Source organism: Frigoribacterium sp. AP1 (genome assembly GCF_056680555.1).
In genome coordinates this window covers 968,896-995,528 of sequence record NZ_CM155288.1, presented here as the reverse complement: position 1 = coordinate 995,528, position 26,633 = coordinate 968,896, and the positions used below count along the sequence as shown (strand labels likewise).

The following is a 26,633-nucleotide window of genomic DNA, read 5'->3' as shown; positions in this document are numbered from 1 at the left end:
CGTGACCACCACCGCCTCGCCCGCCCTGGCCCCCGACGCCCCCACCGCAGCCCTCGACGTGCTGCACCGGGTGTTCGGCTACGACGAGTTCCGTGGCCAGCAGGCGCAGATCATCGACCAGGTGGTCCAGGGCGGCGACGCCCTCGTGCTCATGCCCACGGGTGGCGGCAAGTCGCTCTGCTACCAGGTGCCCGCCCTCGTCCGCGAGGGCACGGGCATCGTCGTCTCGCCGCTCATCGCCCTGATGCAAGACCAGGTCGACGCCCTCGAGGCCGTCGGCGTCCGCGCGGCGTTCCTCAACTCGACCCAAGACCCCGACCGTCGTCGTGCGGTCGAGCAGGCGTTCGTCGAGGGCGAGCTCGACATGCTCTACCTCGCGCCCGAGCGGCTCAAGCTCGAGTCCACCAAGTCGTTGCTCGACCGGGGCCACGTCTCGCTCTTCGCCATCGACGAGGCGCACTGCGTGGCGCAGTGGGGCCACGACTTCCGCCCCGACTACCTCGAACTGTCCGTGTTGCACGAGCGCTGGCCCGACGTGCCGCGCATCGCCCTGACGGCCACGGCCACCGAGACCACCCACCGCGAGATCTCGCGGCGCCTCGAGCTCGACGACGCGAAGCACTTCGTCGCCGACTTCGACCGGCCCAACATCCAGTACCGCATCGAGGCGAAAGACGGCCCGCAGCAGCAGCTGCTGCGGTTCATCCGCACCGAGCACGACGGCGATGCCGGCATCGTGTACTGCCTGTCCCGCAAGTCGGTCGAGAGCACGGCCGAGTTCCTGGTCAAGCAGGGCATCCCGGCGCTGCCGTACCACGCGGGCCTCGAGGCGCAGACCCGGGCGCGCAACCAGGCGCGGTTCCTGCGCGACGAGGGCATCGTCATGGTCGCCACCATCGCCTTCGGCATGGGCATCGACAAGCCCGACGTGCGCTTCGTCGCGCACCTCGACCTGCCCAAGTCGGTCGAGGGCTACTACCAAGAGACCGGCCGTGCCGGCCGCGACGGCCTGCCCTCGACGGCGTGGCTGGCCTACGGCCTGCAAGACGTCGTGCAGCAGCGACGCATGATCGACCAGTCCGAGGGCGACGCCGAGCACCGCCGCAAGCTCGGCGCCCACCTCGACGCCATGCTCGCCCTGTGCGAGACGGTCGAATGTCGACGCGTGCAGCTGCTCGGCTACTTCGGCCAGGCGAGCACGGCCTGCGGCAACTGCGACACCTGCCTCTCGCCGCCCGAGTCGCTCGACGGCACGGTGCCCGCCCAGAAGCTGCTCTCGACGGTCGTCCGGCTGAAACGCGAGCGCAACCAGCAGTTCGGCGCGGGCCAGATCGTCGACATCCTCGTCGGCAAGTCGACCCCCAAGGTCCTCCAGAACCGCCACGAGCAACTGTCCACCTTCGGCATCGGCACCGAGCTGAACGACGTCGAGTGGCGGGGCGTCGTCCGGCAGCTGCTCGCCCAGGGGCTGTTGGCGGTCTCGCCCGACGGGTACGGCACGCTGCTGCTCACCGACGCCGCGGGCGAGGTGCTCTCGGGCAGCCGCACCGTCCGGCTGCGACGCGAGCCCGAGCGCCCGGTGCGGTCGGCCCGCGCGCGGGGTGGCTCGGGATCGTCGAGCCGCGGCTCGTCGCGGGGTGCCGCCGAGCTGACCGGCGACGACGCCGCCCTGTTCGAGACCCTGCGCGAGTGGCGCGCCGGGGTCGCCCGGGCGCAGGGCGTCCCGGCCTACGTCGTGTTCGGCGACGTCACCCTGCGGGGCATCGCGTCCGAACGGCCCACCTCGCTCGACCAGCTCGCGGGCATCAGCGGCGTCGGTCAGAAGAAGCTCGACACCTACGGTCAGCAGGTCCTCGCCGTCGTGGGCGGCACCGCCCCGGCCGACGCGGCGGCTGCCGGGTCGACCGCGACGGCGTCGGCGTCCGCGGCGGGCAGCAGCGCGGCTCGCTCGCCCCGAGCGACGTCGACGGCCCCGGCCGCCGGTCGGGCTGCCCGCCGTGCGGCACCGCCCGCGGTCGACGAGGTGCCCGAGGTGCCGGCCGACGATCTCTACGACCTGCCGTCCGACGCTCCGTTCGACCCCTACGACGACGCGCCGCCGCCGCCCGACGACTGGCGCTGACCCGGGGTCGACGGGCCGAATCCGAGCAACGGGAACGCCTGCGACAGGACGACCAGTGCGACCGTCGTGATCACCATGGCCTCGAACCCGCCGAGGAAGGGTTGTCCGTTCATGCGGGCGACGTAGGCCGCGGCGAGCAGCAGGGCCCCGCCCGCCGGGGGTGCCAGTCCGACGAAGCGCATGCTCGTCTGGTCGACGGCAGCACCTCGTCGTGTCCGGCGCACCGACGAGACGGCCACGACGACGAGCGCGAGCCAGACGATCGTCGACAGCACGTAGAGGCCGGTCGCCACGACAGTCGCGGTGAGACCGACGCCGACCGACGTGCCGGCACCGACGATGCTGGTGACGGCGAAGTAGGTGTAGATCAGCGCGGTGACGGCGAAGACGAACGGCAGACGCGAGGGGCGGGTGGTCACGGTCTCGTCGTCCATGGCGGTCCTCTCGGGGCGTCGGAGCTGTCGTCGGGTGATGGTGCCGGGCGTCCCGGGCCGTCCTGGGTCGCCCCCGGATGTCGGAGTCGGAGGCGCGAAGGACCGTCCGCTCGTCCGGCCGGACCACCGCCCGCAGGGTTCGGCGGTGCGTCGCGGCGCTCGTTCCGGTTCTCGGGTCGATCCCCCGACGAGGACTCGCTCGAGGGGTCGTGAACCGGACGAACGTCCTGTTCCGATCGACCTCCGACGATAGGGTGCCGGTCAGTCGGCGGCAATCCTCCCTGAGGGGGACACCCGTTGTTCCCCGAATCGGGTGGTGTGGGTGGGTGCCGACGGGCCCCGGGTGAGGCGCAGGGGCGAGCCATGCCCCTCGGGGAATGTGGTGTCCGGCACAGTGGAGCGTGCTCACAACCCTCAGCCGTTCGGTCCTGTCACCCCTCGTGCGCGTGGTCTGGCGTCCCCGGGTGGTCGGGCGCCGCAACGTCCCGCGGCGTGGTGCCGTCATCCTGGCCAGCAACCATCTCTCGTTCATGGACAGCGTCGTGATCACCCTCCTGGCACCCCGTCAGGTCTCGTTCCTCGCGAAGAACGCCTACTTCACCGGCTCGGGTCTCCGGGGTCGTGCGTCGCGCGCGTTCTTCACGGGCATCGGCGCGATCGGTGTCGAGCGAGGAGCCGGGTCCGCGGCGCAGCACGCCCTCGACCTGGGGCTCGGCAAGCTGACGGACGGCGACGCGTTCGCGATCTACCCCGAGGGGACGCGTTCCCTCGACGGGCGGCTGTACCGCGGTCGGACGGGCGTCGCCTGGCTGGCGCTCACGAGTGGGGCCCCGGTCGTGCCGGTCGCCCTGACGGGGACCCAGGAACTGCAACCGGCGGGCGCACGCCTCCCGCGCCTCCGGAAGGTCACCGTCGAGTTCGGCGAGCCCCTCGACCTCTCGCGCCACGGCGAGGCGAGGTCGGGTCGGGCTCGTCGGCACGCGACCGACGAGGTGATGGCGGCGATCCAACGGCTCAGCGGCCAGGTCGAGGCGGGTTCGTACAACGATCCGCCCGCCCCGTCGGTCGTCGCGCGGGTGCGCCGCGCGATGCGGCCCGACCCCGTGGGGCCCGATCCGCTCGACTGAGCCGCGCTGCTCGCCCGCACCGGGCGTAGCGTCGGAGCCATGAAGGTCGCAGTGCTCGGGACGGGCATCATGGGTCAGGGCGTGGCGGGAACACTGCTGCGCGAGGGGTTCGACGTCACGGTCTGGAACCGTACGAGGTCGAAGGCCGAGCCGCTGGCCGCCGACGGCGCCGTGGTCGCCGACACGGCGCGTCAGGCGGTCGAGGCCGTCGACGTGATCGTCACCGTGCTGTTCGACGGCGACGCCGTGCTCGAGGTCCTCGACGACGCGGCCGACGCGAGCCGTCCCGACGCCGTCTGGGTTCAGGCCAGCACCATCGGCGAGGCCGACACGGCCCGCGTCGTCCGGGCGGCCGACGGGCACGGGCTCCGGCTCGTCGAGGCGATGATGCTCGGTACGAAGAAGCCGGCCGCGACGGGGAAGCTCGTCATGCTGGCCGCCGGCGACGGTGCCTTGCTCGAGACCGTGCGTCCGGTGCTCGACGCGATGGGCTCGAAGACGATCGTCGCGGGTGACACGGTCGGGCAGGGGACGGCGCTCAAGCTCGCCGCTAACGCCTGGATCGCCACGATCACCGCCGCCACGGCCCAGTCGCTCGCGCTGACGGAGGCTCTCGGCCTCGATCCGCAGCTCTTCCTCGACGCGATCGACGGCGGCCAGTCCGACACCCCGTACGCGCACCTCAAGGGCGCGACGATGATCGCCGGCGAGTACCCGGCCCAGTTCGCGCTCGACGGCATCCGCAAGGACCTCGGCCTGATGCGCGAGGCCGCCCGGGGCACGCGCTTCGACACCGGCCTGCTCGAGGCGCTGTCCGGCGTCTACGCGGCGGCCGCCGAGCAGGGACACGGCGACGACGACATCGCCGCGGTCCGCACCGGCTTCGACCGGGAGAAGCTGAGCGGGCCGGCCCGGCCGGAGGTGGATGCTCCTCGGTGAGGCGACGCGCGCCTCCTCGACCGTGAGCCGTTCCCGACCTCCGGCCGTGGCTTTCGTGTGCAATTCGCGACAGCCGGGCTGGCGACACGCCGACGGAGTGGGGTTCATCGGACGTCGAGCAGCTCGGCTGTCGCGAATTGCACAGGGGGGCCAGGCGGCGAGGGTCGCGACGTGCCCGGGGCGGGGTTCAGCGGCCCGTGCCGGAGAGGGCGGCGGAGGCACGGCCGTCCTCGTCACCGCCCGACCGCTGGCGCGCCTGGCCCCGGGGACGTGGCCGACACCCCAGCCCGCGCACAGGGGTCTCGATGACTTCCGAGGGTGTCGGCGCACCCGGCGGGGAATGCAGCGTGCAACCGCCGGGTTGCCTCACGAGCGCCCCCGCCCGAGGGCGACCCATCGTTCGGAAGGACCACCCTTGGACCTCTTCTCTCCCGCCACCTTCGGCCAGCTCGAGCTGCGCAACCGCGTCGTCATGGCGCCCCTCACCCGTCTGCGCTCCGGTGACGCCGGCATCCCGGGCGACGTCGTGGTGGAGCACTACCGTCAGCGCGCCTCCTTCGGTCTGATCACGACGGAGGGAACCTACCCCTCGCAGGAGTCGAAGGCCTACGACGGCCAGCCCGGCATCGTCACCGACGAGCAGGTCGCCGGCTGGAAGCGCGTCGCCGACGCCGTCCACGCCGAGGGCGGCCAGATCGTCATGCAGGTCATGCACGGCGGCCGCGTCTCGCACACCGACATCACCCGCACCGACCGCATCGTCGGCCCCAGCGCGATCGCCATCGACGGTCAGGTGCACACCTCGGCCGGCAAGGTCGACTTCCCCGTGCCGCACGCCCTCACCACCGACGAGGTGCACCAGGTCACGGCCGACATCGTCGCCGCGTCGAAGCGCGCCGTGCTCGAGGCCGGGCTCGACGGCGTCGAGATCCACAGCGCCAACGGCTACCTGCTGCACGAGTTCCTCTCGCCCGTCTCGAACGTCCGCACCGACGAGTACGGCGGAACGCCGGAGAACCGTGCCCGCCTCGCGATCGAGACCGCGACCGCCGTGGCCGAAGCGATCGGTGCCGGCCGCGTCGGCATCCGCCTGTCGCCCATGCACAACATCCAGGACGTCGTCGAGACCGACGTCGCCGACGTGACCGCCGTCTACCGCGCGCTCGTCGAGGGCCTCGCGCCGCTCGGCCTCGCCTACCTCAGCGTGCTGCAGGCCGACCTGCGCGGCGAGCTCGTGCAAGACCTGCGGACGCGCTTCGGCGGCGCGTTCATCGCCAACAGCGGCTTCGGCCAGATCACCACGCGCGACGAAGCGATCGCCGAGGTCGCGGACGGCCAGGCCGACGCCGTCGCCGTGGGCCGCTTCGCCATCGCCAACCCCGACCTGGTCGAGCGCTGGCAGGGCGACCACGAGGCCAACGAGCCGAACCCCGCCACGTTCTACGCCGAGGGTGCCGAGGGCTACACCGACTACCCGACGCTGCAGCACGCCGACCGCTAGTCGGTCGCCTGCACCGCGAACCCCGTTCCGTGCGACGAACCACGTTCCTTCGTGGTTCATCGCACGGAACGGGGTTCGTCGTCGAGGGGCCCGTCCGCGCGGTCCGCGCGGCATCCGGCGCCCGCGGCGATCCGAGGAGGCGCGGATCGCGTCACCCGCGCCGCGCACCGGGCGTAGACAGGACGGCATGAGTGACGTGAAGCACCCGTCCGACCTCGGGATCGACGTGAGCGAGGGCTCGCCGCAGCAGCTGTACCGCTGGCTGCTCGCGAGCGTGCTGTTCGGTCGGCCCGTGCAGCAGGGCGTCGCCGCGGACACCTACCAGGTGCTGATCGACCACGGGCTGACCAGCCCCGCCCGTTTCGCCGAGCACGACCACGAGGGGCTGCGGCGGCTGCTCGACGAGGCCGGCTACGCCCGCATCGACCACGTGATGAGCGACGAGCTGCACGAGGTCATGGGGCGCGTCGACTCCGACTGGGGCTCGGTGAACCACCTCGTGCGGTCGTCCGCGGACCGGGCCGACCTGACCCGCCGTCTGACCGACCTCAAGGGTGTCGGCCCGAAGACCGCCGAGATCTTCACGCGCGAGCTGCCCGACGCGCTCTACGGCACCGCCTGACCGGGGCACCCGTAGACTCGGAGCGATCTCGGGGGCGCGACCCGCGCCTCCTCGGGTGTGACCGGTGCGACCGCACCGACAGTCCGCGCGATCGCGCAGAGGGGGCCTCGTGACGCTCGTCGACAAGCTGTTCCGTCAGGACGAGTGGCGCACCGTGCCCAACGCCATCTCGGCGGCGCGGCTGCTGCTGCTGCCGGTGTTCCTCGTGTTGATCGTGGATCAGCACTACTGGTCGGCCATGGTCGTCATCGCGGTCGTCTTCGTGACCGACTTCCTCGACGGGTTCATCGCTCGTCGCACGAACACGACGTCCGAGCTCGGCAAGTGGCTCGACCCGGTGGCCGACCGCATCACCGTGATCGTCGTCGTCATCGCGTTCGTCGCCGGAGGGCTCGTGCCCTGGCCTGTGCTGCCGCTGCTGCTGGTGCCCGACCTGCTGCTCAGCGCGTACGCCCTGTTCGTGCTGGCCGGGGCGTCGTTCCCGGTGACGTGGGTCGGCAAGGTCCGTACCGCGCTGATCTTCGTCGGGTTGCTGCTCGTGCTGGTCGCGGCGGCGGTCGTGGACCAGTTCGGCGGGTCGGGAGGCACGGCAGGAGGCGCGGCGTCGGTCCCGCTCGCCGATGCCGGTGCCGCAGGCCGGACGATCGGCCTCGTGGTGCTGTGGGTCGGCCTCGTCGGCCACTGGGTCGCGGCCGCGCTCTACGCCGCCGCGCTCGTCCGGATGCGCCGAGCGCGCCGCACCGCCTGACCCGCACCCGCGCCCCTGCCCTGCCGCCCTGCCCTGCCCTGCCGCCCTGCCCTGCCCAGGTGTGCAATTCGCGACAACCGAGGTCGGGGAAAACGATTTCCCGCCGAATAGGGCGGCGTGGCGGCCAGCGGTCGTCGGGTTCGGCACCCCCGGGAGGCGCGGTGCCGGTCGGGTTCGGCACCCCGGGGAGGCGCGGTGCCGGTCGGGTTCGGCACGCGGGGAGGCGCGGTGCCGGTCGGGTTCGGCACCCCCGGGAGCGCGGTGACGGTCGCGACGTGCCCGGGCGTCCGGTCCCCCGGGAGAGGCGCACCCTCCCGGGCGTAACGTCGACCGCATGACTCGCATCACCACCCCCTTCAGTGCCGCCACCACCGCGAACGAGGTCGTCGACGGCCTCGACCTGACCGGCCGACGCATCGTCGTGACCGGCGCCGCGTCCGGCATCGGCATCGAGACCGCCCGCTCCCTCGTCGCCGCCGGGGCCGACGTGACCCTCGCCGTCCGCCGTCCCGAGCAGGGCGAGCAAGCCGTCGCCGACATCCGCCAGAGCACCGGCGACGGCAACGGCAACGGCACCGTCCGTGCCGCGATCCTCGACCTCGAGAAGCGCGACACCCTGCAGGCCTTCGCCGACGCGTGGCAGGGTCCGCTCGACGTGCTGATCGACAACGCCGGCATCATGGCCACGCCCGAGACCCGCACCCCCGAGGGCTGGGAGCTGCAGTTCAGCAACAACCACCTCGGGCACTTCGCCCTGGCCAACGCGCTCCGCGGTGCCCTCGTCGAGGGGGCCCAGGCCTCGGGCACCCCGTCACGCCTCGTGTCGCTCAGCTCGACCGGCCACCACTTCTCGCCCGTCGTGTTCGACGACGTGATGTTCGAGCGCCGCCCGTACGACCCGTGGTCGGCCTACGGCCAGTCCAAGACGGCGAACTCGCTCTTCGCGGTGGGCGTCACGCAGCGCTGGGCCGACGACGGCGTGCTGGCGAACGCGGTGCACCCGGGCGGCATCCTCACCCCGCTGCAGCGCCACCTGCCCAAACAGGAGATGCTCGACCGCGGCTGGATCGACGAGGACGGCACTCCCAACCCGGCCTTCAAGTCGACCCAGCAGGGGGCCGCGACGTCGGTCTTCGTGGCCGTCCACCCGCTCGTCGAGGGGGTCGGCGCCCGCTACTTCGAGGACGTCGCCGAGGCCGAGCCCTTCCGCGAGGACGCCCGGGGCCGCGGCGTCAAGGACTACGCCCTCGACCCCGAGCAGTCGGACCGCCTCTGGGCGCTCAGCGAGCAGCTGGTCGGCTGACGGGCACGCCCGGCTCACGGGCTCGCCCGGCTGACGGGCCGAGGACGCAGGAGGCGCGGGCCGGGTCGACGACCCAGCCCGCGCCTCCTGCGTCCTGCGTCGGCGGCTCAGCCGGTGTTCTGCAGCCCGGCGGCGATCCCGTTGACGCTGAGCAGCAGGAGGCGGTGGTCGGCGTCCGCCGGGTCACCACCGCCCGCGACGCGGATCGCCCGCAGGGCACGCAGCTGCAACAGTGAGAGCGCGTCGACGTAGGGCGAGCGCAGGCGTACCGCGCGGCTCAGCACCGGGCGTCCGTCGAGCACCTCGCCGTGGCCGCTGACCGCGAGCACCCACTTGCGCGTGCGGGTCATCTCGTCGAGCACGCGTCCGGCGAGGTCGTCGCGGTCGGCCAGCGCCAGGTACTCGCGGGCGATGTGCTCGTCGGTCTTGGCGAGCGACATCTCGACGTTCTTGATCATCGCCGAGAAGAGCGGCCAGGCCGCGTAGGCCTCACGCAGCAGGTCGAGGTCGCCCACGGCCTCGAGGGCCGAGCCGAGGCCGTACCAGCCGGCGAGGTTGATGCGGGCCTGGGTCCAGGCGAAGACCCACGGGATCGCCCGGAGGTCTTCGAGTGACTCGACCGAGAGCCCCCGACGGGCGGGACGTGACCCGAGGGCGAGCAGCCCGACCTCTTCCATGGGGGTGACGGCGGCGAACCACGACGCGAAGCCGTCGGCCTTGACCAGGCCGAAGAACGCCTCACGCGAGGCGACGTCCATCGTCGAGGCGACCTCGGCGAACCGGGTGGCGGCGGTCGCGTTGGCTTCCTCGTTCGACGGGCTCGACGCCAGCAGCGTGGCCGCGGCCATCTGCTCGACGTGTCGGGCGGCGATGGTCTTGTTGCCGTACTGGGCGAAGATGACCTCGCCCTGCTCGGTGATCTTGAAGCGGCCGTCGACCGAGGCCGGCGGCTGTGCCAGCACGGCTTCGTTGGCAGGTCCGCCACCGCGGCCGAGGGCGCCGCCGCGACCGTGGAACAGCGTCAGCTCGATGTCGTTCTCGGCGGCCCAGTCGGCGATGCGGGCCTGGGCGGCGTAGAGGGCGAAGGTGGCCGAGACGGGCCCGACGTCCTTCGACGAGTCCGAGTAGCCGAGCATGACCTCGAGGCGGCGGCCGGTCGCCGCGAGGCGCTTCTGCACCGCCTCGGTCTGCAGGGCCTCGTCGAGGATGCGCGTGCTGGCCTCGAGGTCGGCGAACGTCTCGAACAGCGGGATCACGTCGAGCACGGGCGCGGGTTCGTCGCCCATCGCGCGCTCGGCGAGCTCGTAGACGGCGGCCAGGTCGGCCGACGACTGCGTGAACGACACGATGTAGCGCGACGCGGCCCGCACGCCGTAGCGCTTCTGCAGGTCGGCGATCGTGCGGAACACCGCGAGGACCTCGTCGGTCATCTCGCTCCGAGCAGGAGGCGCGGTGTCGGACCCGGCGTCGCCGCCGGTCGACCGCTCCCCACCCGCCACCGGGTCGGCCGCGCGGAGCTCGGCGAGGGCCGTGCGGTGCACCTGCGAGTGCTGGCGCACCTCGAGCTCGGCGAGGTGGAAGCCGAACGTCTCGACCTGCCAGACGAGGCCCTGCAGGTCGCCGTTGGCGCTGCGGTGGGCGCCTGCCGCGCGCAACGACTGCTGCACGACGCGAAGGTCGGCGAGCAGCTCGTCGGGGTGGCCGTAGGCGAGCGGTGCGCCCTCGCGGCGGGTCGCGTCGATGCGGGCCGCGACGAACATCAGCACGCGGCGGTGCAGCTCGTGGGGTGAGCGGACGCCGATGCGGGACGCGACGTCCGCGTCCATCCCGCGCTGCGCCTCCGCGAGGGCCACCAGCTCGTCGGAGGCCGGGGTCTCGGCCTCGTCGAGCGTCAGGGTGCCGCCGATGCGGGTCGTCGCGCGGTGCAGGCCGAGCAGGACGTGTTCGGCGGCGATGTCGGCGGCGGCCCGGGTGACCTCGGCCGTGACGTGCGGGTTGCCGTCACGGTCCCCGCCGATCCAGGTGCCGAGGCGCATGAAGGCGGGGGCGACGGCGGGTTCGCGGCCGGCGGCGTCGCCGAGCAGCCGGTCGTCGAGCAGGCGGTAGACCTGCGGCACGATCTCGAAGAGCGTCTGGTCGAAGATGCTCATGGCCGTGCGGACCTCGTCGAGCGGGGTCGGGCGCGTGGTGCGGATCGGCGAGGTGCGCCAGAGCGTGTCGACCTCCTCGAGCAGGCGACGTTCGGCCTCGGCCACGGCGACGTCGTTCTCGAGTCGGTCGCGGTCGATCATCAGGTCGCTGATGCGACGGATGCTCGACGCGACCGCACGGCGGCGGGCCTCGGTCGGGTGCGCCGTGAGCACGGGGTGGAAGCGCAGGGCGTCGAGCCGCTTCGAGGCCTCGTCGGCACCGACCTCGTCGGTCAGCTGGCGCAGCGTGGCCGAGACCGAGTCGCCCGCGGCGCTCGCCTCGCTGCCGCGGCGGCGCAGCACACGGACGCGGTGGTGCTCCTCCGCGAGGTTGCTGAGGTGGAAGTAGCAGGTGAAGGCACGCGCGACCTGCTCGGCGAGCCCCTGGTCGAGGGCGTCGACGAGGCGTTGGGCGTCGTCGAGGCTCGCGCCGTCGGCCCCCTCGTAGGCGGCGATGACGGCCGCCCGGACGTCCTCGACGGCCTGGAAGAGTTCGTCCCCGCCGGATTCGCGCAGCACCCGGCCGAGCAGGCTGCCGAGGTAGCTGACGTCCTGACGCAGGCTGCCGTCGACGGCGCCGCTGATGTCGTCACGGCTGCCGTCGTGTCGTCGTGTGGTCTCGATGTCGGTCACCGCACCATCTTGGACGACCCGGGCGATGTATGACGCCACGTTCTGGTCAGACCGCCGGGTTTTCTCGTGGCGCGGTGCCGACATCGTGGCGTCGTGGCCCCTGGGGCAGCTCAGCCCCGGGTCACGTCGCGGCCCAGAGCGCCCGGTAGTACGCCGTGCGGACGGGGTCGTCGGCGACGCCGTACGCGTCGAGGAAGGTCTGCTCGAAGCCGGGGCCGTAGTTCCAGCCGAGGCTCATCGTGGCGACGGCGATGTCGGCCCAGCGGTCGGCGACGCCGAGGGCGTCGAAGTCGACGTGCCCCGACCAGAGTCCGTCGTCGCCGATCAGCGTGTTGGGCACGCACGGGTCGCCGTGGCAGACGACGAGGCGGTCGATCGCGGGCGGGTCGCCGAGTTCAGGAGGCGCGGTGCGCGCCTTCCCGCTGGTCGCGATCCGGTCGTCCACCGACCAGCTGAAGGGGCACTCGTCGACCGGCAGCGCGTCGTGCAGTCGCCTCAGCCCCCGTCCCGCCTGGCGTGCGGCGGTCGCCGGGTCGCCGTCCCAGAGCGGGTCGACGGCGCTGCGCCCCGGCACGCCCGCCGTCACCAGGTACTCGCCCGCGTCGTCGCCGCCGATCTCGAGCACGCGGGGGGCGGGGGTGAAGTCGACGACCCAGCGCAGCCGCATCTCCTCGGCGTGCAGGTCGAGGCCGCTGCCGTGCGGGGCCCACTTCGCGAAGCGTCGGGTCGGCCCGTCGCCCAGGCGGTACGTGGTGCCGCCGGCCTCGTTCCGCCACACCGCGGTGATCGTGTCGCTGCCTGCGGTCGCGACCACCGCCTCCGGGACCTCGAGGTCGGGGTCGGGCCGGTTCTGCGTCCACATGACCCGAGTCTCGCACCCGCACCTGCTGCCCCTGTTGCGTGGCCGCGGTGTGCAATTCGCGACAGTCGGCGGGTGATCGGGGCCGGAGAGTGGAGATGAGCGGCGTGGCGCGCGGCGGTTGTCGGGTTCGGCACGCGGGATCAGGAGGTGCGGGTCGGGTTCGGCACGCGGGGTGCGGAGGTGCGGGTCAGCTTGGGTACGCCGGGTGCGGGGTGCGGAGGTGCGGGTCAGGTTGGGTACGCCGGGTGCGGGGCGCGGAGGTGCGGGTCAGGTTCGGCACGCGGGGTGAGGAGGTGCGGGTCGGGTTCGGCACGCGGGGTGAGGAGGTGCACGGAGGGCGCGGAGGCACGGGTCGGGTGCGGCGCGCCGGGACGGCAAGGCGACCCCCTGGAAACGGCGGAGCGGGCCGCCCCGTGAGGGACGGCCCGCTCTGTCGTGGTGCGGGGGAGCTGCTTACGCGCGGCTGCCCTTGCGACCGGTGATGAAGCCCCAGATGACGAGGACGACGAGCGCACCGAGGATCGCGATGATCCAGCTCTGGATGCTGAAGAAGCCGTCGTAGCCGACGCCGAAGACGGCGCCGCCGATCCAGCCGCCGATGAGGGCGCCGATGACACCGAGGATCAGGGTGGCGATCCAGCCGCCGCCCTGCTTGCCGGGGAGGATGAGCTTGGCGATGGCGCCGGCGATGAGGCCGAGGAGGATGAAGGCGAGGAAGCCCATGATGTGTTCCTTTTCGTTTGGTGCGCGGGTTGCGCTGGTGCTGCTGAGACGGTCGGGATCGGGTGCGTGCCAGCGGGGTCTGTGTGACGGCCGCATGCGAAGAGGCCCGTGAGAAGGTCGTCCTCTCGGGCCCCTGCGGCTGGGAGGACTAGTGCGAGGCCTTGCGGGCCTTCTTCACCGCGGCCTTGCGGGCCTTGGCGACGTCCTTCTTGGCCTGGACACGCGCCTTCTTCACCTTGGGGTCGTTCCAGAACGAGTCGAAGAAGTTGCTGATCTCCTTGTAGCGACCCTTTCCGGCCTTGGCGCCGTAGGTGTACGCGAGGAACGCGATGAGGGCGATGACGAGGTACTTGAAGCGCATGTGGTGGTCCTCCCAGTGGGACGTTCTTGTCGTTCGCGGGTCACGCTATTCCTCCTGGGAGTTCTCTGTTACAAATCGGATTGGTGGGAAGGCTCTCCTGTTCGCTTTCGTCCTCCCCTGCGGCCGAGCCGAGCCGGGTCGAGACCTGGGCGACAGGTGTCGCGCAGCTGCACGAGGGGCCACGACACACCCCCGCCGCACGGTCGAAACACCCCGGCAACACCCCCTGGCTAGCGTCGAGCCATGGGTGAGCTCTTCGAGGGATACGCGACCACCACGGGTGCCGCGGCCCGGCGGGCCGGCGCCCGTCCGCCGGCGGCCGCGTGGGACGAGATGTTCGAGCCCGACGGCACGCCCCGTCGGGCGTACCACGAGATCCACGCGACGCTCGAGGGCATGACGCAGGACGACCTGCGGGGCCGCACCGCGGCGCTGGCCGACTCGTACCTGGCGCAGGGCGTCACCTTCGATTTCGCCGGCGAAGAGCGGCCGTTCCCGCTCGACGCCGTGCCGCGGGTCGTCGAGCACGCCGAGTGGACGACCGTCGAGCGCGGCATCAAGCAGCGGGTCAAGGCACTCGAGGCGTTCCTCGCCGACGTCTACGGCCCGCAGACCGCCATCGCCGACGGGGTCATCCCGGCCGGCCTGATCACGAGTTCGAGCCACTTCCACCGGCAGGCGAGTGGCATCGACCCGGCGAACGGCGTGCGCATCCAGGTCAGCGGCATCGACCTGATCCGCGACGAGGCGGGTGCCTGGCGCGTACTCGAGGACAACGTGCGGGTGCCGAGCGGCGTCAGCTACGTCATCTCGAACCGTCGCGTCATGGCACAGACGCTGCCCGAGCTGTTCGTCTCGATGCGGGTGCGTCCGGTGGGGGACTACCCCAACCGGCTGCTCGCCGCGCTGAAGAAGAGCGCCCCGTCGGGCGTCGACGAGCCGACCGTCGTCGTGCTGACCCCCGGGGTGTTCAACTCCGCCTACTACGAGCACACCCTGCTGGCCCGCCTGATGGGCGTCGAGCTGGTCGAGGGCCGCGACCTCTACTGCTCGGGGGGCCGCGTCTTCATGCGCACCACCGGCGGACCCGAACGCGTCGACGTGATCTACCGCCGCGTCGACGACGAGTTCCTCGACCCGCTGCAGTTCCGCGCCGACTCGGTGCTCGGGTCGCCCGGCCTGCTGATGGCCGCCCGTCTCGGCACGGTGACGATCGCGAACGCGGTGGGCAACGGCGTCGCCGACGACAAGCTCGTCTACACCTACCTGCCCGAGCTGATCCGCTACTACCTGGGTGAAGAGGCCCTGCTGCCGAACGTGCACACCTGGCGGCTCGAGGACCCCGGCGCCCTCGACGAGGTGCTCGACCGCCTCGACGAGCTCGTCGTCAAACCGGTCGACGGCTCGGGCGGCAAGGGCCTCGTCGTCGGTCCGGCCGCGAGCCGACGCGAGCTCGACGAGTTGCGCACGCAGCTGCAACGCGACCCCCGCGGCTGGATCGCGCAGCCCGTCGTGCAGCTCAGCACGATCCCGACCCTGGTCGACGACGGCCTCCGCCCCCGCCATGCCGACCTCCGGCCGTTCGCCGTGCACGACGGCGACGACGTGTGGGTGCTGCCGGGAGGCCTCACCCGGGTCGCCCTGCCCGAGGGGCAGCTGGTCGTCAACAGCAGCCAGGGCGGCGGCTCGAAGGACACCTGGATCGTCGGCGGCGACGTCAACGCCTGGGCCGGACACGACGTGAGCGCTCTCATCGCCGAGCAGACGACCCCGACCCAGTCGATCCCGGTCGTGACGCCCGAGCAGCTCGCCGAGGCCGCGGCCGCCGCGGCCGACCACAGCCCCGACCACGCGCCCCAGGACGACCCTCGCAACGACCAGCAGGCGCAACAGCAACAGACGAAGGAGGTGCGGGCCGGGTCACGAGGCCGACCCGCGCCTCCTGCGTCCCGCGTTCCCGACCACGGAGCCACCCCGACCGAAGGACCATCATGCTGAGCCGCATCGCCGAGAGCCTGTTCTGGATCGGTCGCTACATCGAGCGGTCGGACGGCACGGCGCGCATCCTCGACGTGCACCTGCAGCTGCTGCTCGAGGACCCCTGGATCGAGGAGGACGTCGCCTGCCGCAGCCTCCTCGCCGTGATGGGCAGCGACGCCCCCGAGCGCGACCTCGCCCGGGGCGACGTGCTGTCGATGCTCGCGGTCGACCGGCACAACCCGGCCTCCATCGCCTACTCGCTCGGTGCCGCCCGCGAGAACGCGCGCCGGGCCCGCGAGATCGTCTCGACCGAGCTGTGGGAGTGTCTCAACACGACGCGCGCCCGCATGCCGCGCAAGGTCGCCGACGACAAGGTGCACGAGTTCTTCGCCTGGGTGCGGGAGCGCAGCGCGCTCGCCGTCGGGATCATCGAGAGCGCCACGAGCCGCGACGAGGTGTGGCAGTTCTTCACCCTCGGCCGGTCGATCGAGCGGGCCGACATGACCGCGCGCCTGCTCGCGACCCGCACCCTGACCGAGGCGTCCGGGCCGTCGTGGACGACGATCCTGCGGTCGTGCGGCGCGTACGAGGCGTACCTGCGCACCTACCGGGGCGTGCCGAGCGCCCGCAACGCCGCCGAGTTCCTGCTGCTCGACCGGTTGTTCCCGCGCAGCGTGCTGTTCGCGATCAGTCGGGCCGAGGCCTGCCTGCGCGACGTCGAGCCGACGAACCACCGGGTGGCGGCGTCCGACAGCGGGGTGCGCATCCTCGGTCAGATGCGCAGCGAACTCGAATACCGGCCGATCGGCGAGATCCTCGACGACCTGCCCGGCCAGATGGACACCGTGCAGGCCGCGACGAGCGCCGCGTCCGAGGCGATCCGGCAGCGGTACTTCCCGACGAGCGCGGCACCGACCTGGGTGGGGGAGCGGTCGTGAGCCGGCTGCGCATCCGGCACCTGACGGGCTTCTCGTACCAGGGCGAGGCGGTCGCCAGCTACAACGAGGCGCGCATGCTGCCGGCGCACACCGAGGGTCAGTTCGTGCTCTCGTCGCACCTGCGCATCGAGCCCGTCGCCGCGTCGCACGAGTACGTCGACTACTGGGGAACGCGGGTGTCGTCGTTCGAGGTGCTGCTGCCGCACCGGCAGCTCTCGCTGACCGCGACCTCGCTCGTCGAGGTGCGGCCGCAGGCGCATCCGTCCGAGACGATCTCGTGGGCCGACCTGGCGGCGGTCGTGGGGGCCAGCACGTCGTTCGTCGAGCACCTCGAGCAGACGCCCCTCACCGCGCCTCCTGCCGACCTGGCCGAGGTCGGCACCGAGGCGCGGGCGGCGCACGCCGACCCGTGCGCCGCCGCGATGGCGATCTGCGAGACGGTCGGAGGCGCGGTGCGGTACCTGCCGGGCGTCACGAACGTCAAGACCACGGCCGCCGAGTCGTGGGCCGCGCGGGCCGGCGTCTGCCAGGACATCGCCCACGTCACGGTCGGCGCCCTGCGGGCGGCGGGCATCCCGGCGCGCTACGTCAGCGGCTACCTGCACCCGAAGCCTTCGGCCGAGCTGCGCGAGACCGTCACGGGCGAGTCGCACGCCTGGGTCGAGTTCTTCTGCGGCACCTGGCACGGCTTCGACCCGACCAACCTGATCGACATCGGCGAACGGCACGTGGTCGTCGGCCAGGGCCGCGACTACCGCGACGTGCCGCCGCTGCGCGGTGTCTACGCCGGCTCGTCCAACAGCGAGCTCTTCGTCACCGTCGAGATCACCCGCGAGGCCTAGGCCCGGCCCGCCGAGATGTCACGACGTGCCGCTCGCCTTCCGAGGTGAGCGGCACGTCGTGACGTCTCGCCGGGATTGAGGGCGAGGGCCCAGGGGCGGGAGGCGCGGGTCAGCAGGCCGTGTAGACGTGGGCCGGGTCGCCGGCCGGCACCAGGTCGTGGTCGCGCACGATCGTCGAGGGGGCAGGGTCGAGCGCGGTGACGCGGGCACACACCTCGGCGACCGAGCCGCGGAGGTCGTCGGTGTACTCGACGTCGAACACGAGCCCGCCGTACACGTCCGTGAAGGCGTCGCACTCGTCGTAGCGGTCGCACTCCTCGGTGACGGCGAAGTCGTAGCCGACCTCGTCGCGACCCCGGGCGCCGAGGTCGGCGGTGTTCTTCTGCGCGGTCGCCAGCCCGGCGGCGTGGGCCCGGGCGACGAGCAGGGTCGCGAAGGCGACCGCGTCGTCCTCGTCGGAGGCGCCGTCCGAGCGCGTCCACGAGTCGAGGTTGTCGAACTCGACCGCCTGGTAGCCCGAGGCGGCGCAGCCGTCGATCGTCGACGCCTGGCGCTCGGCCACGGCCTGCCGGTTCGCCTCGGTGGACAGGTCGAACAGGTGCTCGTCCGGCCAGCCCGGGTCGACCAGCGGTTCGCCGTCGGCCGTGCGCACGAGCAGCTCGTCCGGCCACTCGACGCCGGGCTGCGTCTGGAACCCGTTCACGTAGCAGATGCCGTAGGCGCCTTCGGCGGGGTCGTCGGTGCTGTCGCGGGCGACGACGGTGGCTCCGTCGGGGACCGGCGACGCGCCTCCTAGCTGGTAGTCGAAGCGGGCGCCCTCGGGCGGCAGCACGACGCCGTCGGCCGTCGCGGCACCCGACGCCCCCACCGTGGACGAGGAGGCGCGCTCGGGTCGCTCACCGGCCCCGGCCCCGACGGCCGTGCAGCCCGTCACGGCGAGGGCCACGGCGACCAGGCCGACGAATCCGAGGGGTACGCGCATGCGGCGAGCCTAGGGGAGACGGTCCCGCGGCACCGACGGGGGACAGCACGCCGGCGAATGACGCGGTGCCGTGTCCACTCGACGGTGTCGTCGGGTGCGGGTGTCAGGCCGTGTGGGAGAGCGGGGCGGACTCGCGCTCCACCGCGGCGTCGACCGTGGCGGGCGGCGTCGCCGGGTCGCGGCGCGAGGCCAGGAAGTCGAGGCGCGCGGCCTGTCGGGCCGACTCGCGGTCGAGCTCGGCCTGACGGGCGGCGGCCCGGGACGCGGCGCGGGTGGCCGCGAGCGAGCGCGCGTTGTCGCGGGCGCGGGTGGCGGCGGCCGAGGAGGCGCGGCGTGCGGTCGCTCCCGTGGCCCGGGCGGCGACGGCGGCTCCGGCCGCGGTGGCCCGGCTACCGTGGCGCACGCCGTCCCAGGTCGAGCGGGCAGCCGGCCGGGTACGCGTCGCGACGGAGCTGCCGGTCGTGCGGAACCAGGCGACAACGGTGGTGCCGGTCGCGCGGAACCAGGCGACGACGACGGGGGTGGTGCGTCGGACCCAGGCGACCACGGCCTGTGAGGCGCGACGGGTGCCCCGGACCGTGGCCCGACCGGCACGGGCCAGGGCGTCGCCGGTGGCACGCGCGGCGGCCGCGACCCGGGTGGCGGCGGACGAGAGGACGGGACGCAGGCGTTCAGCGAGGGTCGGGCCCGCAGGTGCCGTCTCAGGGGCGGGAGTCGGAGCGGGTGCGGCCAGGGGAGCGGACTCGGTCTCGACGGGCGTGCTCGGGGCGGAGGCGACCACCGGAGTCGGTGCGGCGGCGACCACGGGGGCGGACGCGAGCACGGCGGCGGACGTCGGTCGTCCTGCGGACAGGACCCGCGCCTCCTGAGCCGTCGAGCGGTCGGTGAACGGTGGCGTCTCGCGGACGGTCTCGTGCTCGAGAGCGCGGTCGGGCTCGTCGCGCGGAAGGGCGCCGAGCACCCGGTCGGTCAGCCCGACGAGGGCGAGGGCCACGCCGCCGACGGCGAGGGCGGCGCCCAGGAGCCAGATCGCGATGGTGACGAAGTCGAGGTCGCCGATGGGCAGGAAGCCGCCGGCGAAGAGGCCCACGCTGGCGAGGCGGAAGGTGGCGGCCATGACGAGCGCGGCACCCGAGACCAGCATCGCGAGAGCGACCCAGCCCGTGACTGCTGCCTTGCCCATGCGACACCTCCTCGTCCGTGGAACGCACGCCGCGAGTCGGGCCCGCGCGGACGTCCCCTGCGAATGTAACCCGGACGAGGGCTCGACCGTAACCCGCAGCGGTGGACGCGCCGTTCCCGGGCGATGCTCGGCTTCTGAGCGGGCTTCTCGGATGTGGGGTCGAGAGGATCGGTGCCATGGCCAACTTCGACCGTCTCCTGGGTGCCGCCGCGCGTGCGCTCGGCAACTCCTCTTCTTCCTCGACCGGGCGCGGTGGTGCGTCCGGCGGATCCACCGACTGGCGCGACATGGTGCGCAAGGTCTCCGACAAGGTCACCGGCGACGACCGCCAGAACGGGCAGCCGCAGCAGGGCGGGCAGCAGCCGCAGCGTGGCGGGTACGGCGCACCGCAGCAGGGCGTCGGGCGTCCGGCGACCGGCGGGCACGCCCCGCAGGGCTCCGCCGCCGACCGTGCGGCCCTCGCCAAGTACGACTACCTGCTCCAGACCGCCCCGCCGCAGCAGCTCGAGCAGGTGCACCGCGACGCGTTCGAGCGGCTCACCCCCGAGCAGCGCCAGCAGGTGCTCGCCCGCCTGAGCGCCGAGGTGCCCCAGGGCGAACGCCCCGCCTCGAGCTCACCGGCCGACCTCGCCCGGGCGGCGACCCGTGGCGAGACCGCGCACCCCGGACTGATGAAACGCGTGCTCGGCAGCACGGGCGGCAAGGTCGCGGCGGGTGCCGCGGTCGGCGCCGGAGTGGCCGGCGTCGCGGGCCTCGCGGTCGCCGTGGCCGGTGCGGCCGCCGTCAGCAGCGTCGCCCTGCCGCTGCTGTCCGACGCCGTGACGTCGGGCGTCGACTTCGAGCAGCTGACGAACGGGTTCGGGTTCGACGGGCTCGACGGCCTGACCGCGGGCGGCGAGGAGTACCTCGGCGGCCTGGGCGAGCAGGTCGGCGGCCTCGGCGACCAGGTGGGTGGGCTGGGCGACCAGCTCGGAAACCTCGGCGAGGGGTTCCAGATCCCCGGCCTGGGCAACCTCTTCGACCGCTGACCAGCGCTCACCTGCCGAGACCCCAGGATCTCGCCGAGACCCTTCCGCGCGCGCGGGGGTCCGAGCGGCGTCCTGGGGTCTCGTTTGGATAGCCTCGGGGCATGACCGTGATCTCGGCCGGCATCGCCGTCGTCTTCCTGTTGCTGTTCGCCGCATCCCGACGTCGCGATGCCCGACGGTTCCGCAACGGGGTGTTCCTGGTGATGGCCGGCGGTTTCGGGCTCGTCGCCCTGTCGGGCGTCCTGGTCGCCGCCTTCCCGGCGCTCGGCCTGCTCGTCGGCCTGGCCCTCGTGCTCGTCCCCGTGCTGGTGCTCGCGCTCGCCGTCTTCGCGATCGCGAACGGCATCACGATGTTGCGGTCCGAGGGACGCAGCCTCGGCAACCTGTTGTCCCTGCTCGTCGGCATCGCCCTCGTCGGCGTGCCCTTCGTCGTCGTCCTGGTCGTCGAGGCGGGCCGGCGCTCGACCGTGCCGGCGCTGCAGGACGTCGCCGTCGGCCTCGGTCTCGTCGTCGTCTTCGTGACCGGATACGCCGCCCTCACCTTCGTCGCCTTCACCCTGTGGTCGCTCGTGTACGCGCGCCCCCGGGTGCGTGCCCTGCCCGGTGCCCTGATCGTGCTCGGATCGGGGTTGATCCGCGGGGAGGTCCCACCCCTGCTGCGCAGCCGGCTCGACCGGGCGCTGGCGATCTACCGGTCGACTCCTGAGGGCGCACGGCGACCGGTGCTCGTCCCCTCGGGCGGCCAGGGCGCCGACGAGCCCCGACCCGAGGGCGAGGCCCTGGCCGAGTACCTCATCGCCCAGGGCGCCGACCCGGACGACGTGCTGCCCGAGACGGCATCGCGCTCCACCCGCGAGAACCTCGTGCTGTCGGGTCGGGTGCTCGCCGACGCCGGTCGGACCGGGCCGACCCTCGTCGTGACGAACAACTACCACGTGCTGCGCGCCGCCCTGTTGGCGCGCGACATCGGCAGCGACGCCGACGTCGTCGGGTCGCCGACCGCCGCCTACTACGTGCCGAGCGCCTTCCTGCGAGAGTGGGTCGCCGTCATGGTCGAACACAAGTTGCTCAACGTGCTCCTGATCGCACCGTTCGTGGTGCTGCTGGCGTCGCTGTTGGTCTACGCGCGCCTCTGACCGGCGCCGCGCCTCCTGCACGCCGAACACGGGCGTGTCCGTGGCAGACGGTCGTTCGTGCCCGCCCGCATCCCCCGGACTCGCCCGTCCTGCGTCGGGGCGCGTCGACGCCCGGCGGCTCAGGACGGCCGGCTCGCCGTGCCCTCGTCGACGGCGAGTTCGACCGCGGCCGCGTCACGCTCGCGGGCAGCCGCCGCGTCGCCGTCGTGCTGCAGCCGGTAGTGGAACCGCCCGGCGCCGAGCACGGGCAGTGCGCCGGTCACGGGGTCGGGCTCGCCCGCCCGGACGCGATGCACCCGCAGGTGCTGTCCGCGGACGAGCCAGACGATCGCGACGCCGGCCGCGACGAAGCCCGACGCCGCCGCGACACCGATCGCCCAACGAGGCCCGGCCACGTTCGCGACCCAGCCGACCATCGGTGCGCCGAGCGGTGTGCCCCCGGTGAAGACGGCCATGTAGAGCGCCATGACACGGCCGCGCATGCGGGGTGCCGTGGTCAGCTGCACCGTGGCGTTGGCCGTCGTCATCAGCGTGATCGACGCGAGCCCCACGGTGACGAGGACGGCGGCGAAGCTCCAGTAGGTCGGCATGACCGCGGCGACCAGGCAGGTCACGCCGAAGGCCAGGGCCGCCGTGACGAGCACGCGCCAGCGGGGTCTCTCGCGCCGGGCCGACAGCAGGGCGCCGACCAGCGAGCCCACCGCGATCGCGGACGACAACAGGCCGAACCCGCTGGCGTCGACGCCGAACTCGACGCTGGCCATGGTCGAGGTGAAGATGGCGAAGTTGAGGCCGAAGGTGCCGATGACGAACACCATGACGAACACGACGACCAGGTCGGGTCGCTCGCGCACGTAGCGGAACCCCTCTCGGATCTGCCCCTTCGCCCGCGACACGGCGGGTTTCAGCTCGAGCTGCGCGACGCGGAGGAACCGCAGCGACAGCAGCACGGCGGCGAACGAGCCGGCGTTGATCAGGAACACCCAGCCCGTGCCGATGGTCGCGATGAGCACGCCGGCGACCGCGGGTCCGATCAGGCGTGCGCCGTTGAACGAGGCCGAGTTCAGGCTGACGGCGTTCGTCAGGTGCCCGGGGGGCACGAGCTCGGACACGAAGCTCTGCCGCACCGGGGCGTCGATCGCGGCCGCGACGCCGAGCAGCAGGGCGAAGAGGTACACCATCCAGAGCTGCACGCTGTCGGTCAGCACGAGCACGCCCAGGCCGAGCCCGAGGAGCCCCATGCTCAGCTGGGTCACCATCAGCAGTCGCCGACGGTCGAACCGGTCGGCGATCAGCCCCGTGATCGGCACCATCAGGATCGGCGGCGCGAACTGCAGCGCCATGGTGATGCCGAGCGCCGTGGCGTCGTTGTCGGTCAGGTCGGTCAGGACGAGCCAGTCCTGCGCCGTCCGCTGCATCCAGGTGCCGATGTTGGACACGAGCGCCCCGGCGAACCAGAGGCGGTAGTTGAACAGCGACAGGCTGCGGAACATGGCCGTCACGAGCGGGTCAGCTTCCGCAGGATCTCGGTCGCGTCGGCCAGGGTGCGACGCTCGTCGGCGGTCAGGGCCGAGAGGCGGGGCACGAGCCACTCGTCCCGGCGTCGACGCGTCTCGAACACGAAGGCGGCGCCGGCCTCGGTCGTCTCGAGCAGCACGCGGCGCTTGTCGTCGTCGTCGACCGTGCGACGCAGCAGCCCGGCGTCGACGAGCTTGCCGACGGTGCGGTTCATCGACGGGGGAGTGACGCCCTCGTGTGCGGTGAGGGCCCCGATCGTCAGCGGCTGGTTCTGCACGACGTAGCCGAGGGCGGCCATCTGGGCGTCGGTCACGTCGGCGTCGGCCTTCTGCTGGCGCAGTCGGCGGGCGAGTCGCAGCACGGCCCCGCGGACGTCGGTGGCGAGGTGCGCGTGCGGCACGGCCCGGGAGGCGAAGGGGGCAGGAGGCGCGGAGTCGGTCATCGCCGGGCCACGATACTCGTTTAGTTCGGCTAAGTAAACGTCTGGCCGATGGTGTGCAAATCGCGACACCGGAGAGCCGACACGCCGCTCCTCCGGAGAAGTGAGCGGCGCGTCGCGCCCCGGCGGTCGGGTTCGGCCCGCCGCGGGCGCCGGGTGCGGTCGCGATTTGCACAGGGAGCGAGAGCCCAGGGGAGAAAGAGAGAGGGCAGGAGGGCAGGAGGCGCGGGCCGGCAGGAGGGCACAAAGGGAGGAGGCGCGGGCCGGCATCAGGGCGGCGTACGCCTAGGCTCGGGGCGATGAGCGACGACGACGTCCCGGCCGAGCCGAATCGCCCCTCCTGGTCGACCGGGCGGGGGGCCGTGCTGACGGTGGCGCTCATCGTGGGCATCTCGCCGTTCGCGACCGACATGTACATCCCCGCGCTGCCGGCCATCGCGCGCGACCTCGGGGCGACGACGGCCGAGGTGCAGCTCAGCCTGACGGCGTTCCTCGTCGCGTTCGCGGTCGGCCAGATCGTGATCGGGCCGATCAGCGACGGTCGGGGCAGGAGGCGCATCCTGCTGGGTGGGACCGTCCTGTTCGCCCTCGCTTCCCTCGCCTGCGCCGTGGCTCCCGACGCGGCCACCCTCGTCGTCGCGCGCGTCGCGCAGGGCCTCGGCGGCGCGGCGGGCTCGGTGGCCGCCCGGGCCATGGTGGGGGACTCCACCACGGGAGTCGCGCGCAGCCGTCTCTTCGCCACGCTCGCCGCGATCAACGCCGTCGGCCCGGTCGTCGCGCCGCTCGTGGGCGGCGTGGTGCTCTCGGTGTCGAGCTGGCGGGCGACGTTCGTCGTGCTGGCGGTGCTCGGCGCCGCGTTGACCTGGGCGGCCGCGCGGCGTCTGCCCGAGACGCTCGTCGACCCCGAGCCGGGAGCGGGCTCGCTGCTGGCGTCCCTGCGACGGATGGGCTCGTTGCTCGCGATGCCGCGCTTCCGGTGGTACCTCGTGACGGGCTGCGCCGCGACGATCGGCTTCTTCTCGTACATCGCCACGTCGTCGTTCGTCTTCCAACAGCAGTACGGCTTCGGCGAGGGCCTCTACACGCTCGTCTTCGCCTCGAACGCGTCGTGCATGATCGCGTCGACCCTGCTGTTCCGCCGCCTCGTCGGACGCTTCGCCGAGGACCACCTCTTCACCGTCGGGCTCGTCACCTGCACCGTGGGGTCGGCCCTCGTGCTCGCGGGTGCACTGACCGGTGTCGGCCCGGCGCTGATCTGGCCGGCGTTGGCCCTGGTCACGGCGGGCTGGGGCTGGGTCATCCCCGGGTCGATCACGCTGACGCAGGCGCTCGGCCACCGCGCGCCCGGCACGGCGGCCGCGCTCGCGGGTGGGCTGCAGTTCGGGCTCGGCGGCGCCGCGACCCCGCTCGCCGGGGCGCTCGGCGGCACGGCCGTCGTGATGGGCGCGCTGATGCTCGGGTTCATCGCCGCCGGTCTGGCCGTGCAGGTGTGGGCGTCGTCGCGAGGCGGCACCCCGGCCACCTGACCCACGGGCGTGGGGCGGCACCCACGCGACCCGATCCCGGCGACGCGACCCGCGCCTCCTGCCGTCGATCCGGGGCTGGTGCGCCGGACCGGGCGGTGCCACCCTGTAGCTCGACGCCGTCCGGCGCCGTGACCCGAGGAGGCCCCCGTGACCGTGCAGCTCACCCCGTACCTGGCGTTCCGTTCCGAGACGCGTGAGGCGTTCGAGTTCTACGCCTCCGTGTTCGGCGGCACCCCGACCTTCAGCACGTTCGGCGACTTCGGCGTGGGCTCGCCCGACGAGGCCGGGAAGGTCATGCACGCCCAGCTGAAGACGCCGTCGGGCCTGCTGCTGATGGGGGCCGACCGCCCCGACTCGTACCCGCTCGAGGAGGCGAGCAGCGTGTCGCTCTCGCTCTTCGGCGGACCCGACGACGCGGACGAGCTGACGGCGTGGTTCGCCGCGCTCGCCGAGGGCGGAACCGTGCACGAGGCCCTGTCGCAGGCTCCGTGGGGCGACTCGTTCGGCATGCTGGACGACCGCTTCGGCCAGCACTGGATGGTCAACGTCGGCGGTGCCGCGGCCTGAGGCCGGGTCCCGCCGCCGACGGACCCAGGAGGCGCGGTGGCGGTCGCCGAGGACGCCCCGGCCCAGCTCGTCCGCCCCGCCTCAGTCGCCCCCGAGCCGACCGATCACGCTCTCGTCGAGCCGGGCGAGCAGGTCGGACACGTCGTCGTAGACCTCCTCGGCCCCGGCCTCGACCAGCTCGGCCCGGGAGAAGCCGCCGCTCAGCACGCCGACGCAGGTCACGCCCGCCCGGTGTGCCGCCTCGACGTCCCAGACGGCGTCGCCGACCATGACCGCACGCTCGGCCGGCACGTCCGCCTTCTCGAGGGCGACCTCGACGATGCCCGGGTCGGGTTTGGCGGTCTCGACGTCCTCGCTCGACGTGACGGCCCAGAGGGCGTCCTCGACGTCCAGCAGTCCGCGCAGCGCCTTCAGCTCGTCTTCGGGCGCGCTCGTGGCGAGCACGACGCCGTGCCCCCGGCGCGCGAGCTCGGCGAGCAGGTCGGTCGCGCCCTCGAAGACGTGCAGGTCGCCCCGATCGCCGAGGTGCTCGGCGTAGTGGCGCGAGTGGGCGTCCTTCGCGTCGTCGAGGAGGCGCGCGGCGGCCTCCTTCCCGACCAGACCCTCGACGAGCAGGGACGAGTCCTTGCCGATCGACCGGTGGATGCGCCAGCTGTCGACGGGCTGGCCGACGTCGGTGAAGGCCCGCGACCAGGCGTCGACGTGGGCGAAGTTCGAGTCCACCAGGGTGCCGTCGATGTCGAAGAGGACGGCGGTGGACGGAGAGGAGGACGTGGGGGAGGTCATGCCGCCACCCTGCCCCGAACGAGCCGAGCTGCACGGACTGCACGAATCACGCCGAGAGCAAAGCGACACCTGTTGCCCGACAGTCCATGCGGGCGTACGTTCGCAGACGGGCTCGTCGACGAGCCCGACCGGCCCCGACGGTCG

At 72.9% G+C, this 26,633-nt stretch carries 24 protein-coding genes; 14 read left to right on the top strand and 10 right to left on the bottom strand.

Features of this window, described 5'->3' with window-relative positions; all coding sequences use genetic code 11:
* Window position 1: 1 nt before the first annotated feature.
* On the top strand, window positions 2-2,122 hold the full coding sequence (recQ, locus tag AC1MBW_RS04795) for a DNA helicase RecQ (protein WP_480025633.1): 2,121 nt from the start codon (window positions 2-4) through the stop codon (window positions 2,120-2,122).
* On the opposite strand, the gene AC1MBW_RS04790 is transcribed toward recQ, so the two are convergent.
* Window positions 2,083-2,556 carry a hypothetical protein gene (locus AC1MBW_RS04790; protein ID WP_480025632.1) on the bottom strand — a complete coding sequence of 158 codons (474 nt, stop codon included), beginning with the start codon at window positions 2,554-2,556 and terminating at the stop codon, window positions 2,083-2,085. The genes recQ and AC1MBW_RS04790 overlap by 40 nt on opposite strands.
* A gap of 377 nt (window positions 2,557-2,933) precedes the next feature.
* Between AC1MBW_RS04790 and AC1MBW_RS04785 the strand changes: the two genes are divergently transcribed.
* The 6 genes from AC1MBW_RS04785 (at window position 2,934) to AC1MBW_RS04760 (ending at window position 8,796) form a co-directional block, all read left to right on the top strand.
* Window positions 2,934-3,683, top strand: a complete 750-nt coding sequence (locus AC1MBW_RS04785; RefSeq protein ID WP_054145394.1) for a lysophospholipid acyltransferase family protein — start codon at window positions 2,934-2,936, stop codon at window positions 3,681-3,683.
* A 6-nt stretch (window positions 3,684-3,689) separates the two neighbouring features.
* Window positions 3,690-4,622 carry an NAD(P)-dependent oxidoreductase gene (locus AC1MBW_RS04780; RefSeq protein WP_480026075.1) on the top strand — a complete coding sequence of 311 codons (933 nt, stop codon included), beginning with the start codon at window positions 3,690-3,692 and terminating at the stop codon, window positions 4,620-4,622.
* A gap of 415 nt (window positions 4,623-5,037) precedes the next feature.
* A complete protein-coding gene (locus tag AC1MBW_RS04775; protein ID WP_480025631.1) occupies window positions 5,038-6,123 on the top strand; it encodes an alkene reductase in 1,086 nt (361 codons plus the stop codon).
* A 187-nt stretch (window positions 6,124-6,310) separates the two neighbouring features.
* Complete coding sequence (locus tag AC1MBW_RS04770; RefSeq protein ID WP_054145119.1) at window positions 6,311-6,745, top strand: DNA glycosylase family protein; 435 nt, start codon at window positions 6,311-6,313, stop codon at window positions 6,743-6,745.
* 109 nt (window positions 6,746-6,854) lie between these two features.
* Window positions 6,855-7,493 (top strand): CDP-alcohol phosphatidyltransferase family protein, encoded by a 639-nt coding sequence (locus tag AC1MBW_RS04765; RefSeq protein ID WP_480025630.1) that lies wholly within the window; start codon window positions 6,855-6,857, stop codon window positions 7,491-7,493.
* 334 nt (window positions 7,494-7,827) lie between these two features.
* Window positions 7,828-8,796: an SDR family NAD(P)-dependent oxidoreductase gene (locus AC1MBW_RS04760; protein WP_480025629.1), complete on the top strand. Its 969-nt coding sequence runs from the start codon at window positions 7,828-7,830 to the stop codon at window positions 8,794-8,796.
* Window positions 8,797-8,903: 107 nt separating this feature from the next.
* On the opposite strand, the gene AC1MBW_RS04755 is transcribed toward AC1MBW_RS04760, so the two are convergent.
* From AC1MBW_RS04755 to AC1MBW_RS04740, 4 genes are all read right to left on the bottom strand, one after another.
* Window positions 8,904-11,618 carry a phosphoenolpyruvate carboxylase gene (locus tag AC1MBW_RS04755; RefSeq protein ID WP_480025628.1) on the bottom strand — a complete coding sequence of 905 codons (2,715 nt, stop codon included), beginning with the start codon at window positions 11,616-11,618 and terminating at the stop codon, window positions 8,904-8,906.
* A gap of 121 nt (window positions 11,619-11,739) precedes the next feature.
* Window positions 11,740-12,480, bottom strand: coding sequence for a phosphotransferase (locus tag AC1MBW_RS04750; protein ID WP_480025627.1), 741 nt, complete (start codon window positions 12,478-12,480; stop codon window positions 11,740-11,742).
* Window positions 12,481-12,933: 453 nt separating this feature from the next.
* Complete coding sequence (locus AC1MBW_RS04745; protein WP_054145114.1) at window positions 12,934-13,203, bottom strand: GlsB/YeaQ/YmgE family stress response membrane protein; 270 nt, start codon at window positions 13,201-13,203, stop codon at window positions 12,934-12,936.
* Window positions 13,204-13,351: 148 nt separating this feature from the next.
* A complete protein-coding gene (locus AC1MBW_RS04740; protein WP_071255686.1) occupies window positions 13,352-13,564 on the bottom strand; it encodes a hypothetical protein in 213 nt (70 codons plus the stop codon).
* A gap of 243 nt (window positions 13,565-13,807) precedes the next feature.
* On the opposite strand from AC1MBW_RS04740, the gene AC1MBW_RS04735 reads away from it, so the two are divergent.
* Genes AC1MBW_RS04735 through AC1MBW_RS04725 form a run of 3 tightly spaced genes read left to right on the top strand, consistent with a single transcriptional unit; the run spans window position 13,808 to window position 17,324 of the window.
* On the top strand, window positions 13,808-15,562 hold the full coding sequence (locus AC1MBW_RS04735; RefSeq protein WP_480025626.1) for a circularly permuted type 2 ATP-grasp protein: 1,755 nt from the start codon (window positions 13,808-13,810) through the stop codon (window positions 15,560-15,562).
* Window positions 15,556-16,482 (top strand): alpha-E domain-containing protein, encoded by a 927-nt coding sequence (locus AC1MBW_RS04730; protein WP_054145112.1) that lies wholly within the window; start codon window positions 15,556-15,558, stop codon window positions 16,480-16,482. The genes AC1MBW_RS04735 and AC1MBW_RS04730 overlap by 7 nt, the downstream gene beginning before the upstream one ends.
* The gene (locus tag AC1MBW_RS04725) at window positions 16,479-17,324 is read left to right on the top strand and encodes a transglutaminase family protein (RefSeq protein ID WP_480025625.1); all 846 of its coding nucleotides are present in this window, start codon (window positions 16,479-16,481) and stop codon (window positions 17,322-17,324) included. Before AC1MBW_RS04730 ends, AC1MBW_RS04725 begins: the two co-directional genes overlap by 4 nt.
* 109 nt (window positions 17,325-17,433) lie before the next feature.
* Here the strand turns inward: AC1MBW_RS04725 and AC1MBW_RS04720 are convergent, their stop codons facing one another.
* On the bottom strand, window positions 17,434-18,306 hold the full coding sequence (locus AC1MBW_RS04720) for an endo alpha-1,4 polygalactosaminidase (protein ID WP_480025624.1): 873 nt from the start codon (window positions 18,304-18,306) through the stop codon (window positions 17,434-17,436).
* A 103-nt stretch (window positions 18,307-18,409) separates the two neighbouring features.
* Window positions 18,410-19,489 carry a hypothetical protein gene (locus tag AC1MBW_RS04715; RefSeq protein ID WP_480025623.1) on the bottom strand — a complete coding sequence of 360 codons (1,080 nt, stop codon included), beginning with the start codon at window positions 19,487-19,489 and terminating at the stop codon, window positions 18,410-18,412.
* A gap of 176 nt (window positions 19,490-19,665) precedes the next feature.
* Between AC1MBW_RS04715 and AC1MBW_RS04710 the strand changes: the two genes are divergently transcribed.
* Together AC1MBW_RS04710 and AC1MBW_RS04705 are read left to right on the top strand one after the other, a co-directional pair.
* On the top strand, window positions 19,666-20,517 hold the full coding sequence (locus AC1MBW_RS04710) for a cation-transporting ATPase (protein ID WP_480025622.1): 852 nt from the start codon (window positions 19,666-19,668) through the stop codon (window positions 20,515-20,517).
* Window positions 20,518-20,618: 101 nt separating this feature from the next.
* Window positions 20,619-21,653 carry a YdcF family protein gene (locus tag AC1MBW_RS04705; protein ID WP_480025621.1) on the top strand — a complete coding sequence of 345 codons (1,035 nt, stop codon included), beginning with the start codon at window positions 20,619-20,621 and terminating at the stop codon, window positions 21,651-21,653.
* Window positions 21,654-21,772: 119 nt separating this feature from the next.
* Here AC1MBW_RS04705 and AC1MBW_RS04700 read toward each other — a convergent pair whose 3' ends face one another.
* Entirely contained in the window at window positions 21,773-23,155 is a 1,383-nt protein-coding gene (locus tag AC1MBW_RS04700) for an MFS transporter (RefSeq protein ID WP_480025620.1), read from the bottom strand.
* Entirely contained in the window at window positions 23,152-23,613 is a 462-nt protein-coding gene (locus tag AC1MBW_RS04695; protein WP_480025619.1) for a MarR family winged helix-turn-helix transcriptional regulator, read from the bottom strand. Before AC1MBW_RS04695 ends, AC1MBW_RS04700 begins: the two co-directional genes overlap by 4 nt.
* A gap of 296 nt (window positions 23,614-23,909) precedes the next feature.
* On the opposite strand from AC1MBW_RS04695, the gene AC1MBW_RS04690 reads away from it, so the two are divergent.
* Window positions 23,910-25,136, top strand: a complete 1,227-nt coding sequence (locus tag AC1MBW_RS04690) for a multidrug effflux MFS transporter (RefSeq protein WP_480025618.1) — start codon at window positions 23,910-23,912, stop codon at window positions 25,134-25,136.
* Between the two features lie 147 nt (window positions 25,137-25,283).
* Window positions 25,284-25,703 (top strand): VOC family protein, encoded by a 420-nt coding sequence (locus AC1MBW_RS04685; RefSeq protein ID WP_054145104.1) that lies wholly within the window; start codon window positions 25,284-25,286, stop codon window positions 25,701-25,703.
* A gap of 81 nt (window positions 25,704-25,784) precedes the next feature.
* Here the strand turns inward: AC1MBW_RS04685 and AC1MBW_RS04680 are convergent, their stop codons facing one another.
* The gene (locus AC1MBW_RS04680; protein WP_054145103.1) at window positions 25,785-26,489 is read right to left on the bottom strand and encodes an HAD family hydrolase; all 705 of its coding nucleotides are present in this window, start codon (window positions 26,487-26,489) and stop codon (window positions 25,785-25,787) included.
* Window positions 26,490-26,633: the final 144 nt, after the last annotated feature.

What these genes read in the sequence shown, in the direction of transcription:
- AC1MBW_RS04735 (WP_480025626.1), top strand. Translation starts at nt 13,808, where the DNA reads ATGGGTGAGCTCTTCGAGGGATACGCGACCACCACGGGTGCCGCGGCC.
- AC1MBW_RS04750 (WP_480025627.1), bottom strand. Translation starts at nt 12,480, where the DNA reads ATGTGGACGCAGAACCGGCCCGACCCCGACCTCGAGGTCCCGGAGGCG.
- AC1MBW_RS04705 (WP_480025621.1), top strand. Translation starts at nt 20,619, where the DNA reads ATGACCGTGATCTCGGCCGGCATCGCCGTCGTCTTCCTGTTGCTGTTC.
- AC1MBW_RS04760 (WP_480025629.1), top strand. Translation starts at nt 7,828, where the DNA reads ATGACTCGCATCACCACCCCCTTCAGTGCCGCCACCACCGCGAACGAG.
- AC1MBW_RS04680 (WP_054145103.1), bottom strand. Translation starts at nt 26,489, where the DNA reads ATGACCTCCCCCACGTCCTCCTCTCCGTCCACCGCCGTCCTCTTCGAC.
- AC1MBW_RS04715 (WP_480025623.1), bottom strand. Translation starts at nt 19,489, where the DNA reads ATGGGCAAGGCAGCAGTCACGGGCTGGGTCGCTCTCGCGATGCTGGTC.
- AC1MBW_RS04740 (WP_071255686.1), bottom strand. Translation starts at nt 13,564, where the DNA reads ATGCGCTTCAAGTACCTCGTCATCGCCCTCATCGCGTTCCTCGCGTAC.
- AC1MBW_RS04790 (WP_480025632.1), bottom strand. Translation starts at nt 2,556, where the DNA reads ATGGACGACGAGACCGTGACCACCCGCCCCTCGCGTCTGCCGTTCGTC.
- AC1MBW_RS04785 (WP_054145394.1), top strand. Translation starts at nt 2,934, where the DNA reads ATGTGGTGTCCGGCACAGTGGAGCGTGCTCACAACCCTCAGCCGTTCG.
- AC1MBW_RS04710 (WP_480025622.1), top strand. Translation starts at nt 19,666, where the DNA reads ATGGCCAACTTCGACCGTCTCCTGGGTGCCGCCGCGCGTGCGCTCGGC.
- AC1MBW_RS04770 (WP_054145119.1), top strand. Translation starts at nt 6,311, where the DNA reads ATGAGTGACGTGAAGCACCCGTCCGACCTCGGGATCGACGTGAGCGAG.
- AC1MBW_RS04745 (WP_054145114.1), bottom strand. Translation starts at nt 13,203, where the DNA reads ATGGGCTTCCTCGCCTTCATCCTCCTCGGCCTCATCGCCGGCGCCATC.
- AC1MBW_RS04720 (WP_480025624.1), bottom strand. Translation starts at nt 18,306, where the DNA reads ATGCGCGTACCCCTCGGATTCGTCGGCCTGGTCGCCGTGGCCCTCGCC.
- AC1MBW_RS04695 (WP_480025619.1), bottom strand. Translation starts at nt 23,613, where the DNA reads ATGACCGACTCCGCGCCTCCTGCCCCCTTCGCCTCCCGGGCCGTGCCG.
- AC1MBW_RS04690 (WP_480025618.1), top strand. Translation starts at nt 23,910, where the DNA reads ATGAGCGACGACGACGTCCCGGCCGAGCCGAATCGCCCCTCCTGGTCG.
- AC1MBW_RS04730 (WP_054145112.1), top strand. Translation starts at nt 15,556, where the DNA reads ATGCTGAGCCGCATCGCCGAGAGCCTGTTCTGGATCGGTCGCTACATC.